Genomic DNA, 12,140 nt, shown 5'->3' with positions numbered 1-12,140 from the left:
TGCAATTCATTTGTTACAACCTGATAATCTTAGTATTTGATTTCAAGGCCGCTTGGACCGTACGATAGGTAGAGTATCCGGTCTGCTCATCGTGGACAGCGCTCAGTTGCTTCTCTTCTGATTTTGATGTCACGATTTGTTTGAACGACCGATACGTTGCTAAAAATTCTTCCCGATCGACGCCGCCTTCGTTGGCGAGTGCGACTTGATTATAGAACTCGACGACTTCGATCAGTTCTTCCGTCGTCCAGTCCGGATTGATTGGATAGTTGATTTGCATATTCTTCACCTCGACAACCATTGTATCAACAAAAAAAACTATTGCAAGTTGACTTGGAAATCTCTATAGTTTTTTTGTTGCATCGTTTTTCTGCATAGCAGACCAATCATTCACCGGGTAAAGAAACTTAGTATACGTAAACGACCGATCCCATACAAACGCTGATTTCAAGGAGGGCTTACTATTGAAAATTAAAGGGTCTACACAGCTCGACACGCCGCTATTTGAGACGTTGCTCAAACACGTCAATACAAATCCGATTGCGTTCCATATTCCCGGTCATAAAGGCGGAAAAGGAATGGATCCCGAATTTCGTGACTTCATCGGCGAAAATGCTTTAAAAATCGATTTGATCAACATCGCTCCACTTGATGACTTGCATCATCCGAAAGCTTCGATTGCTGAAGCCGAGCGTCTCGCTGCTGAAGCGTTCCGTGCTGATGAGACATTTTTCTCGGTCCAAGGTACATCGAGCGCCATCATGGCAATGATCATGGGCGTCGTCGGGCCGAACGAAAAAATTATCGTCCCGCGTAACGTGCATAAATCCGTCATGTCAGCGCTCGTCTTGACCGGAGCCCATCCTGTATTCATTCATCCTGAATATGATGAGACGTACGGGATCGCCCACGGCATCACGGCAAGCGCTGTCGAGCGCGCGCTCGAGCTGCATCCTGACACGAAAGCCGTCCTCGTCATCAACCCGACGTACTTCGGTGTCGCTGGTGACCTCGAACGCATCGTCGCCGTTGCTCACGCTCAGGACGTCCCTGTACTCGTTGACGAAGCGCACGGTGTCCACTTGCCATTCCACGACGAGCTCCCTCTGTCGGCGATGCAAGCGGGCGCAGACGTCGCTGCGACGAGCGTGCATAAGCTCGGTGGCTCGATGACAGGTAGCTCGATTTTGAACGTACGCCGCGGTCTTGTCTCTCCAGAGCGGATCCACGCGATGCTCTCGATGATTACGACGACGTCGACGTCCTACCTACTTCTCGCCTCGCTCGACGCAGCCCGGCGCCAATTGGCGACAAAAGGTGAGGCCATGAACGAACGCGCCCTCACGCTCTCACGAATGGCACGCGTCGCCATCAACAACATGCCGCATTTATCGGTCTACGGCCACTCTGAGCTCCATTCTGAGTCGACGTACGCCTTAGATGAGACGAAAGTACTCGTATCGGTTCGTGAGCTTGGAATTACCGGATTTGAAATCGAGAAATATTTGCGCGAACATCACCGCATCGAAGTCGAGATGTCCGATTTGTTGAACGTCCTCTTCATCGTGACGAGTGCCGACGATGAGTCGACGATTCAAGCACTTATCGATGCGATGCACGATGTCGTATCGGTGTATAAGCAGTCTGGGAACGATTCTTTATCGATCATGCTCCCCGAGATCCCACCACTCGCGCTCAGCCCACGAGACGCGTTCTACGAAGAGACGGAAACGATTCCCCTCGAGAACGCTGTCGGACGAATTTCGGCTGAGTTCATCATGGTGTATCCACCAGGGATTCCTATCATCATTCCTGGAGAATTGATCACGGCATCGACACTCGAATACATCACGGCCAATATCGAAGCTGGTTTACCGGTTCAAGGTCTTGAAGACGAGTCGCTTCAAATGATTAAAGTCATCCAACAAACGAAAGCAATCCGCTAAACGAAAGCGAGCCGGTCAAATTGACCGGCTCGCTTTGTGTCATCAGAAGAAAAGATGCTTATGATGATCGAATTGCTTCCCCTACTACCCATTATAAGAAAACGCTTACATTTTTTCAAGAGGTGATTCTGAAGTTTTTTCATCTTTCGTCCCTTCCTCGAGACAAAGACGCAAAAATTCAGCAACATGATCGGTGTCATACAGATTGATTCCGAGCATCGGATAAAGCTGTCTCGGTTCTTCGAGCGCATGCATATCGAGAAGGGCTGACTGTCCGGTCTGCATGCAGACGACGAGTACTTTCCCCATGAACTGGTGCGTATAGACAAATCCGAAATCATAACGAGACGTCTCGGTTTCGATGCCGGTAAACCGAACGCGGCTCGTCTCGGAAACGGTATATAATAGCTCCTCATCAAACGCCATGATCATTCCCTCCTTTCTGACTTCATATGTTATTTTCCTTTATACTGAACTTGTGAAACCTAGGGAGGATGACTCATGAACATTCGAAAAGCAAGCGCGCGCGACGAAGCCGCACTATTGACGCTCATGCAAGCGCTCTGGCCCGACGCCCCGTTGATCGAGTTGACGGCCGAGCTTCGTCTCGGATTGCGTTCCGGCAAGATGCATTATTTTTTGGCGACCGACAACACGGCAGTCGGGTTTTGCCAGCTCAGTTTCAGACATGACTATGTTCCCGGCGCCGTCTCTTCTCCAACTGCGTTCTTAGAAGGGATATACGTTGACGAATCCGTACGCGGGCAGGATGTGGCGACCCGGCTCGTCGAAGCTGCCGCATCATACGCTCGGTCGAAAGGCTGTGACGAACTCGCTTCAGATACGGAGCTTGACAATGAGGGGAGCCAACGTTTTCATGCTCGAATCGGTTTCGATGAAGTCGAACGAACCGTCCACTACATCAAAAAACTCTCCCGCGAGTAGCGAGAGAGTTTTTGTATTACTTAACGACGTGGATTGGCATACCCATTGCGATTTCTGCCGCTTCCATTGCCATCTCACCGAGTGATGGGTGAGCGTGGATTGTGAGCGCGATATCTTCAGCTGTCATGCCTGCTTCGATGGCGAGACCAAGCTCGGCAATCATATCAGAAGCGCCTGTACCCGCGATTTGAGCACCGATCAAAAGACCGTCCTCTTTACGCGTGATGAGCTTCATGAAGCCGTCTGGCTCGTCGAGAGCGAGGGCACGACCGTTCGCTGCGAATGGGAATTTCGATACTGTGAAATCGAGTCCTTCTTCTTTAGCGAGCGGTTCTGTGTAACCAACTGTCGCAAGTTCAGGGTCAGTGAAGACGACCGCTGGGATTGCTGAGTAGTCGAGGTAAGCCGGCTTACCTGCAGCTGCCTCCGCTGCAACTTTTGCTTCGTAAGAAGCTTTGTGTGCGAGCGGTGGTCCTGGTACGATGTCGCCGATTGCAAAAATGTTTTCGTTCGACGTCTTGCACTGGTCGTCGATCTCGATGATGCCGCGGTCGCTGATTTTAACTTCAGCATTCTCGAGGCCGATGTCGCCAGTGTTCGGACGGCGTCCGACTGTGACGAGGACGTAGTCCGCTTCAACAGTCTGTTCTTCGCCGTTCACTTCAAACTTCACGATAACGCCGTCTTCCGTTTCCTCGACGCCTTTTGCAAGAGCGTTCGTGTGGATCGTGACGTTGCCTTTTTGTTTGAGTTTCTTTTTGACGATTTGCGTCATTTGTGGCTCGAAGCCAGACAAGATGTCGCTTGCGCCTTCAACGACTACGACTTCAGTATCGAAGTTCGCATACGCTGTCCCAAGTTCCATTCCGATGTAGCCGCCACCGATGACGACGAGCTTTTTCGGAACTTCTGGAAGAGCCAATGCGCCAGTTGAAGAAAGAACGCGTTTTGACCATTTGAACGATGGGATCTCGATTGGTGTCGAACCAGTCGCGATGATCGCTTTCTTGAACTTGTAAGGAGTTGAGCTATCTTCTGTGATGACACGAACTGTGTCTTCAGCTGCGAAGAACGCTTCACCTTGAACGATCTCGATCTTGTTGCCTTTCAAAAGACCTTTGACGCCGCCAGTCAATTTGTTGACGACCGACTGTTTCCAGTCTTGGACTTTCGTGAAGTCAACTGACACGTTGTCAGATGTGATTCCCATTGACGAGTGACCTTTAGCGTGCTGGAAGTTGTGCCCAGCCGTGATCAACGCTTTTGATGGGATACAACCGACGTTCAAGCAGACACCGCCAAAGTTGCCTTTTTCAACGATTGTAACTTTGAGTCCGAGTTGTGCGCCGCGGATTGCTGCGACGTATCCACCAGGACCTGCGCCGATGACAAGTAAATCAGTTTCTTGTGCGAATTCTCCTACTACCATGTTATTATCCCTCCATCATTAGAAGTGCTGGATCTTGAAGCAAGCGTTTGACCATGTTGAGCGCGTTTTGAGCAGTCGCACCATCGATGAGACGGTGGTCAAAGCTGAATGAAAGTGCGAGCACTGGTGCTGCGACAATCTCGCCGTCTTTGACGACAGCTTTTTCAGCAATGCGGCCGATACCGAGAATTGCAACTTCCGGGTGGTTGATGACAGGTGTGAACCATTGTCCACCAGCTGAACCGATGTTCGTGATTGTGATCGATCCGCCTTTCATGTCGTCCCCAGCAAGTTTGCCTTCACGGGCTTTGCCAGCAAGCTCATTGATGTTGTTTGCAAGTGCGTAGACTGATTTACGGTCCGCATCTTTGACGACAGGAACGACGAGGCCGTTATCCGTGTCAGCTGCGATACCGATGTTGTAGTAGTTTTTGTAGACGATTTCTTCGTTTACATCGTCGATTGACGCGTTGATCGTTGGGTAAGCTTTCGCTGCCGCTGTCAATGCTTTGACGACGAATGGCAAGTACGTGAGTTTCACGCCTTGTTCAGCCGCGACTTGTTTGAACTCTTTACGGAGTGCGACAAGTTTCGTGACATCGACTTCGTCCATGAGTGTTACGTGCGGAGCCGTATGTTTCGAGTTGACCATCGCTTTCGAGATCGCTTTACGGATACCACGGATTTTCTCGCGCGTTTCGAGTTCAGGTGTAGCTGACTCGTAAGGCTTGATTTCCGTCTTCGCAGCCGAGGCCGTCGCTACAGATTCTGTTTTCTCTGTTGTAGCTTCCGCTGTCGGTGCTTCACCGTTTGCGAACGCGTCGATGTCTTCTTTAAGAACGCGACCGTTGTCGCCAGTTCCTTTGACTTCACGGATGTCGACGCCTTTTTCACGAGCGTACTTGCGAATCGAAGGCATGGCGATGACACGCTCAGACTTGTGAAGTTGAACTTCACGTGGACCGTCTTCTTTCACGTCTTCTTGAATCTCTTCTGTCTTCTCTTCAGCTTTTGGCTGTTCAGGAGCTGCCTCTTCTTCACCGGCTGGTGCGTCACCTTCGATATCGAACGTGATGAGGACGTCGCCGACGATGGCAACTGTTCCTTCAGAGACTTTAACTTCCTTGACTGTTCCGTCGACCGGAGCAGGAATCTCAACGACGGCTTTGTCGTTTTGAACTTCGAGGAGGATGTCATCCTCTTTCACTGTATCCCCTGCTTTGACGAACCACTTGACGATCTCACCTTCGTGAATTCCTTCACCGATGTCTGGTAATTTAAATTCAAATACTGCCACTGGTTTTTCCTCCTATCGAATAATCATGTAAACACGACAAGGGAGACAATTCTCCCTTATCGTTAAATGAACACGATCAGAAGTTGATAACTTCTTTAACTTTTGCAACGACATCTTTATGGTCAGGTAACCATGCATCTTCACCTTGTGCGAAAGCGAAGACCGTGTCTGGTGCAGTTACACGAAGCACTGGTGCTTCGAGGTGAAGAATCGCGCGTTCTTGAATTTCAGTTACGACGTTCGCCGCAATCCCTGCTTGACGCTGTGCCTCTTGAACGACGATCGCGCGGCCAGTCTTTTTAACTGACTCGACGATTGTGTCGATATCAAGCGGGCTGATTGTCATGAGGTCGATTACTTCGACGTTGATGTTTTCTTTTTCGAGTTCTTCAGCTGCTTTGAGTGAAGTATGAACCATCGCACCGTATGTGATGATCGAAACGTCAGTACCTTCGCGTTTCACGTCTGCTTTTCCAAGCTCGATCGTGTAGTCGCCTTCTGGTACTTCGCCACGGAACGAACGGTAAAGTTTCATGTGCTCGAGGAATACGACTGGGTCGTTGTCACGGATTGACGCGATCAAAAGACCTTTTGCATCATACGGTGTTGACGGGATGACGACTTTAAGACCAGGTGTCTGAGCCATCAATCCTTCAAGGCTGTCCGCATGAAGTTCTGGTGTTTTAACGCCGCCACCGAAAGGTGAACGGATTGTAACCGGCTGGCTGTAAGCGCCGCCTGAACGGTAACGCATACGTGCCATTTGGGCAGCAACTGAGTCAAATACTTCGAATACGAATCCGAAGAATTGAACTTCCATGATTGGACGGAAGCCTGTGAGTGCAAGACCGATCGCGAGACCACCGATACCAGACTCAGCGAGTGGCGTATCGAAGACGCGGTCTTCGCCTAACTCGTCTTGGAGACCTTCCGTTGCACGGAAGACCCCACCGTTTTTACCAACGTCTTCTCCGAAAAGAAGTACTTTCTCGTCGCGCTTCATTTCAACGCGCATCGCATCAGTAATCGCTTGGATCATTGTCATTTGAGCCATAACTTACTTCGACTCCTTTGCTGTATATTCTTCAAGCTGCTCTTTCAAGTTTGAAGGGAGTGTTTCGAACATGTTGTTGATGAAGTCCGAAACTTTTTGTTTTGGTTCTTTGTCCGCGAGGCTGATCGCTTCTTTCACGTCTGCTTTCGCTTGTTCGATCACTTCGTTCTCCATGTCTTCGCTCCAAAGCTTTTTGCCTTCGAGGAAAAGACGGAAACGTACGAGTGGATCTTTTTCTTGGTACTCTGAATCGAGTTCTTTCGTACGGTAACGTGTTGGGTCATCCCCAGCGAGCGTATGTGGTCCGTAACGGTATGTGAGTGCTTCGATGAGCGTCGGTGTCCCATCAAGTGCGTCTTTACGCGCTTGTTGTGTTGCGGCGAAGACAGCAAGTACGTCCATACCGTCAACTTGGATTCCGTTGATGCCCGCTGCTACAGCTTTTTGCGCGATCGTTTTAGCTGCCGTCTGCTTCTCAACAGGTGTCGAGATTGCGAAGCGGTTGTTTTGAACGACGAAGATAGCTGGTGATTTGAATGCACCTGCGAAGTTCATACCTTCGTAGAAGTCACCTTGTGACGATCCGCCGTCACCCGTGTAAGTAATGGCGACGTTCGTGTTGCCGTTGCGTTTGAGACCCATGGCCACACCCGCTGTTTGAATGATTTGTGCACCGATAATGATTTGTGGCATTAAGACGTTAACGTCTTCTGGGATGCGGTTTCCTGCCACGTGACCACGTGAGAACAAGAACGCTTGATAAAGCGGAAGTCCGTGGAATACGAGTTGCGGGATATCGCGGTAACCCGGAAGAATCCAGTCTTGCTTGTCGAGCGCGTATTGCGTCCCGATCATCGTTGCTTCTTGCCCTGCCACTGGCGCGTAGAAACCTAGGCGTCCTTGACGGTTAAGCGAGATGGCACGCTGATCCCAAATTCGAGTATAGACCATGCGGCGCATAAGCTCCTGAAGTTGCTCGTCCGTTACATCTGGCATTGCGTCTTGGTTGACGACCTCGCCCTTCTCGTCGAGAATACGGAACGTTTGGAAGTTTTCTTCCACGTTTTGAAGTACCTGAACGTTGTTCATTCGTTTCACCTCATCCTTTCAACTATGAGACAATTGTCTTTTTTTGTGATCAAACACTACCTCAAATCTTAAGTGTATCTGTCCAAAAAAGCAATCTGTATTAACGTGATTCAGGAAAGTATGACTTCTCCTGCCGTTTCCTTGTCAGTATAAAACGGGTTGTTACAATAACGCAAAAAATATGCTCACTCCATAAAAACGCTTACATGAACACATTTTTCGAATGTTTTACGCTCTGTATCATTTTCATTTCACCTTCTGTACCATCTGAGCGATTCGCTCATTAAATATGATATAATTGGACATATCGCAATTGGAAAGGAAGTTTACCCATGTTAACAATGAAAGACGTGATTCGTGAAGGAGATGAGCGGCTCCGTAACCGTTCAAGTGAAGTCTCGCTTCCACCTACGGCAGAAGACCTCGCCCTGCTCGACGAGATGGAAACGTTCCTCGTCAACAGCCAAGACCCTGAGATCAGTGAGAAATATGAGCTTCGCGGCGGTGTCGGAATTGCTGCACCACAACTCGGTGTCAATCGCCGGTTCTTCACCGTCCTACTAAAAGAGGAAGAAGAGACGTTCAAGCTGTCGATCTTCAATCCGAAAATCACGAGTCACTCGCTCGAACAGACGTATTTGAACGGCGGTGAAGGCTGCTTATCTGTCGATCGCATCGTCAAAGGCAACGTACCCCGTCACCGTCGCATCACCCTCGAAGGATTTGACCGTGACGGCAATCCGATCAAGTTACGTCTTCGCGGGATGCGAGCCATCGTCTGCCAACACGAACTCGACCACTTGGACGGCGTCCTGTTTTATGACCGCATTAATACGACCAATCCGCTAGAAACATACGGTGAACCGATCTGAGGTGACGAGCGTGAAAAAAAAGACACTGTTGTTCCTATTCCCATTCTTGTTTCTTTTAATCGGTGGATGCGTCCGGATCGAATATGACGCCACCGTCCACTACGATCAGTCTGTCACGCTCGAGACGACGTATGCGTTCCGCGATCACCCGGTCATGAAGCTATTAAACTTACGGCTCGACTGGGAAACGTGGAAACAACAAGCGAACGATAACGGCTATGCGACTCGAGACTATTCGAGCGAAGACGATTACGAAGGTATGGTGTTAAAGAAGACGTTCAAAAACGTCGATGAGCTGCAAAACATTAAACAGGAATGGAAGACCGGACCGGCCGGTGTCCTCGTTCCCCCCGACGTGGAATTTGACGTTCAAAAGGAAGACGGCATTTGGTTCGATTCATACGTATTGAAGACGAACTTGGATTTACGTCTCGATCGCGTCGACTTGCCTGGTGTCAACTTGAGCGGTTCCCCGAAAGAACTCGCCGAGCGTTACATCCGCCAAGCCGACATCCGTTTCAATTTGACGGTACCGACCGGTGTGTTCGTCGAGGACGGGACCGGCCTTGACCCTCGTTCGATGAAACAAGTCGAGTGGCAAGTGTACGGCGGACGCCAAAACAATATGATGCTTGTCGCGCACGTACCGAACGTCAAAGCGTGGATCATCACGATCGTCGTTGCCCTCATTGCTAGTGTGACTGCTTTCTTCGTTTGGCGGAGATCTAGGAAAAATGTCGGAAACCCCGACCGGACATCAATCCGTTCGCGCGTGCTCGGTATGTTGATCATCCTGTTAGCGTTAGCCATCATTATCGTGACCGTACGTGAAGAGCTGACGAACGATCGAAAAGTCGAAGCCATCCGTCAAGCCGCCCAAACCGATGAGTTCATCCCGACGTTCGCCGTCCACGGCCTGCTCGGGACCGACCGGACGTTCCTCCGCTTCTCCCAATACATGGAGCAGCGCGGACTTGCCAAAGACGGTGCGCTTTGTACAGTGACAGCGAAAGGAGCGGTCGACTGCGTCATCAATGATTACAGTTCGAACCGACCGATCGTCCGGATTGAATATGAGGATGCTGAAGCGTCCTTGAACAACCAGACGAAATGGTTGAACCTCGCCATCGAAGAGTACAAAGCGGAACGAAACCGTTCATTCGACCGCATGTATGTAATTGGTCACAGTATGGGCGGTGTCGCCGCAGCCAACTACATTTTGAACCAAGACGAGTATATCGTCGATAAGCTCGTTACGTTTGATAGCCCGTTCGCCGGGACGCGCCTCGCCAACTTCGGTTTATCCGCCAGCAACTTCGGTGTGAACACGGGCAGTCCGGCCATCCGCGACTTGTCGCCGAGTTCTGATGGGCTCAAGTCGTTCCAGGCCAAGCTTGAGACGTGGCCCCGCTCCGTCCAAGTGTATTCGTTCTCAGGACGAGGCGGCGAGTTCAACTTGATCGAACCGTCGAGCTCGCTCTTGCTCGAGGAATACACGAACAATATCGGTACCGAGACCGTCCCATACGATCACTTCTCACTTCATCGGAAGACGGACGTGCTCCGTGAGACGGGCGAGTTCTTATACGAGTATTCAAATGAGTTCAATCCAGTCGAAACGCAATAAAACAAGCCCGTCCTCTGATGAGGACGGGCTTAGGCTGTTGACGAACCAATTCGCTTTTCGCGAATTGGTTCGTCTTTTTTATGTTCGATGACCTCGAGTCACTCTGCCCGGCACAAGATTGAAAAAATGGTATGTATACGGTCTCTCCAGGCCAATAAACTAGTCAGCTTCTTCATGTTTTGTGCGGTGACCGCCGCCAGATGGGACCGTGTGCGTTGCTCGTCCGATGGCGCCGCGACTCCTGCAGGATAGCAATCCAACGGAGACCCAGCAGCGACGCGAGTCGCGATGCGGCTCCGGGATTGCCTGCGGAAAGCGTGGGCGCCGAAAGGACGAGCCATAGCAATCATGTTAGTCAACAAGCTGAAGCCCGCCCTCTGACGAGGACGGGCTTGTTTTTAGGTCAGTAGGTCATCGTCCACGTCAACTTCTGTAACCAGTAGAACAAGTACTTGCCGATCGGCAAGTCGGTCTGAATCTCATCATAAGCGACGGTGTACGTCCCGTCCTCGTTGTTCCAAAGCCGTTTGAAATAGCTATCGACTTCGCGCATGAACTCAGTCTCGGTCGCAGTCGTCACTTCAACGTCCGCCTCGAGGTTATAGTCGTTCATATTCCGGGTCGTATAGTTGCCTGACCCCATCACAACGACACGCTGCTCGCCTTCGACGTAGAGCATCTTCGGATGATATTGTTCTTTCCCGACTTCGTACCAACGGACCTCGATCTGTTCCGGATTGACTTCGACGAGCTCAGCCGTGACCGGCAAGTTCGGGAGACCCGACTTATCACGCCCGAACGCGTTCGTGTTCGGGTCAAGGATGAGCTTGACGAACACGCCGCGCTCGGCGGCATCGTGGATTGCTTGGATGATGTTCCGATCGGCCAAATAGAACATGCCGATCCAAATCGTCTCGCCCGCTTCCGCCTCGTCCATCGCTTTCACGACGGCTTCTTGAATTTTCGACTCGGTGACGTAACGAACCTGCATCGGTCCGTCCGAATCCTCGTCACGTAAGGCGGCGAGCTTTTCTTCACTCGGGAAACGGCTCGCGTCCCCTTTCGAGAACCGGGCGATCGCCTCTTCCCCTTCAAGAATGTCAGCTAGGATCGGACCGTCGAGTCGGACGCCGACATTTGAATGGTAACCGGACGCGTCATGCGGATTCGCCGAGAGGACGAACCCGTCGTTCTCCGTCACCATGACTTTGCGATGGTTCGCTTTCACGTTCAGTAACCGTAAATAAGAACGAATCGTGATGTCCGGTGCCGATTTCGCCATCGGGTTCGGGAGCCAACCGTTTTGGCTGTCCCCGAACCATTGGAATCCGATGCGATACAACGTCGAGTACAAGATATTCGGGTCACGTAACGCGTCGAGGTTCGTGTAGACGATCTCCGCGCCCGCTTCCTTGAGCACGTCTAAATGGTCAGACGCGTGACCGTTATACGTCGTGTTGATCTCGTCTGTGATCAAGACGACGTTCAAGTCCGGATAGAGCTCCATCTGTTCTATGAGTGCTGACGACAGGCGGGCCGTGATGTCAGGATACGGTCGATCTTCATTTGAATATGGATTGAATAAGAAAAAGTCCATGACGATATACTCCCGGGCGTCGCGGATCGATCGCTCGACATCTTGGAAGATCTCTTGCTCATTGACTTCGGTGTCTTCTCCTTGGTATGTCAAATCAGACAAAAAATCGATTTGGTCATCCGAGATGTTTACCGGTTCGGATGCTCGAGACACCCCTTCTGGCAGCGGTTTTACTTGATGATAAATCATCGTGACTAAAAATAAGATCGCAAATGCGGCAAGTCCCCACTTGAGCCAACCTGTCTTACGCTTCTTCCGTTCCATACGCACCGCCCCTTTTTTCA

Annotated in this window: 11 protein-coding genes; 4 read left to right on the top strand and 7 right to left on the bottom strand. The window is 50.7% G+C overall.

Annotated elements, in window-relative coordinates:
• Nucleotides 1-13 precede the first annotated feature (13 nt).
• Nucleotides 14-280, bottom strand: a complete 267-nt coding sequence (locus EVJ20_RS01420) for a UPF0223 family protein (RefSeq protein ID WP_070327590.1) — start codon at nt 278-280, stop codon at nt 14-16.
• A gap of 184 nt (nt 281-464) precedes the next feature.
• Here EVJ20_RS01420 and EVJ20_RS01415 point away from each other — a divergent pair, with 184 nt between their 5' ends.
• Nucleotides 465-1,946 carry an aminotransferase class I/II-fold pyridoxal phosphate-dependent enzyme gene (locus tag EVJ20_RS01415; protein ID WP_070327591.1) on the top strand — a complete coding sequence of 494 codons (1,482 nt, stop codon included), beginning with the start codon at nt 465-467 and terminating at the stop codon, nt 1,944-1,946.
• Nucleotides 1,947-2,051: 105 nt separating this feature from the next.
• On the opposite strand, the gene EVJ20_RS01410 is transcribed toward EVJ20_RS01415, so the two are convergent.
• Nucleotides 2,052-2,372, bottom strand: a complete 321-nt coding sequence (locus EVJ20_RS01410; protein ID WP_070327592.1) for a DUF3055 domain-containing protein — start codon at nt 2,370-2,372, stop codon at nt 2,052-2,054.
• A 75-nt stretch (nt 2,373-2,447) separates the two neighbouring features.
• Here EVJ20_RS01410 and aac(6') point away from each other — a divergent pair, with 75 nt between their 5' ends.
• On the top strand, nt 2,448-2,891 hold the full coding sequence (aac(6'), locus tag EVJ20_RS01405) for an aminoglycoside 6'-N-acetyltransferase (protein ID WP_070327593.1): 444 nt from the start codon (nt 2,448-2,450) through the stop codon (nt 2,889-2,891).
• Between the two features lie 16 nt (nt 2,892-2,907).
• Here aac(6') and lpdA read toward each other — a convergent pair whose 3' ends face one another.
• The 4 genes from lpdA to pdhA form a co-directional block, all read right to left on the bottom strand.
• Entirely contained in the window at nt 2,908-4,320 is a 1,413-nt protein-coding gene (lpdA, locus tag EVJ20_RS01400) for a dihydrolipoyl dehydrogenase (protein ID WP_070327594.1), read from the bottom strand.
• A 4-nt stretch (nt 4,321-4,324) separates the two neighbouring features.
• Nucleotides 4,325-5,617, bottom strand: coding sequence for a dihydrolipoamide acetyltransferase family protein (locus EVJ20_RS01395; protein ID WP_131506883.1), 1,293 nt, complete (start codon nt 5,615-5,617; stop codon nt 4,325-4,327).
• A gap of 76 nt (nt 5,618-5,693) precedes the next feature.
• Nucleotides 5,694-6,671, bottom strand: coding sequence for an alpha-ketoacid dehydrogenase subunit beta (locus tag EVJ20_RS01390; protein WP_070327596.1), 978 nt, complete (start codon nt 6,669-6,671; stop codon nt 5,694-5,696).
• Between the two features lie 3 nt (nt 6,672-6,674).
• The gene (pdhA, locus tag EVJ20_RS01385; protein WP_070327597.1) at nt 6,675-7,760 is read right to left on the bottom strand and encodes a pyruvate dehydrogenase (acetyl-transferring) E1 component subunit alpha; all 1,086 of its coding nucleotides are present in this window, start codon (nt 7,758-7,760) and stop codon (nt 6,675-6,677) included.
• 332 nt (nt 7,761-8,092) lie between these two features.
• Here pdhA and def point away from each other — a divergent pair, with 332 nt between their 5' ends.
• Nucleotides 8,093-8,632 carry a peptide deformylase gene (def, locus tag EVJ20_RS01380; RefSeq protein ID WP_131440389.1) on the top strand — a complete coding sequence of 180 codons (540 nt, stop codon included), beginning with the start codon at nt 8,093-8,095 and terminating at the stop codon, nt 8,630-8,632.
• Nucleotide 8,633: 1 nt separating this feature from the next.
• Nucleotides 8,634-10,259, top strand: coding sequence for an alpha/beta hydrolase (locus EVJ20_RS01375; RefSeq protein ID WP_131465608.1), 1,626 nt, complete (start codon nt 8,634-8,636; stop codon nt 10,257-10,259).
• 403 nt (nt 10,260-10,662) lie between these two features.
• On the opposite strand, the gene EVJ20_RS01370 is transcribed toward EVJ20_RS01375, so the two are convergent.
• Entirely contained in the window at nt 10,663-12,120 is a 1,458-nt protein-coding gene (locus EVJ20_RS01370; RefSeq protein ID WP_131506881.1) for a phospholipase D family protein, read from the bottom strand.
• Nucleotides 12,121-12,140 lie beyond the last annotated feature (20 nt).

The sequence above is a fragment of the Exiguobacterium sp. SH0S1 genome, from assembly GCF_004337165.1.
In the GTDB taxonomy this organism is placed as follows: Bacteria; Bacillota; Bacilli; order Exiguobacteriales; family Exiguobacteriaceae; genus Exiguobacterium; species Exiguobacterium aurantiacum_A.
The sequence above is the reverse complement of the archived record's forward strand: the minus strand, read 5'-3'. Positions and strand labels throughout refer to the sequence as shown.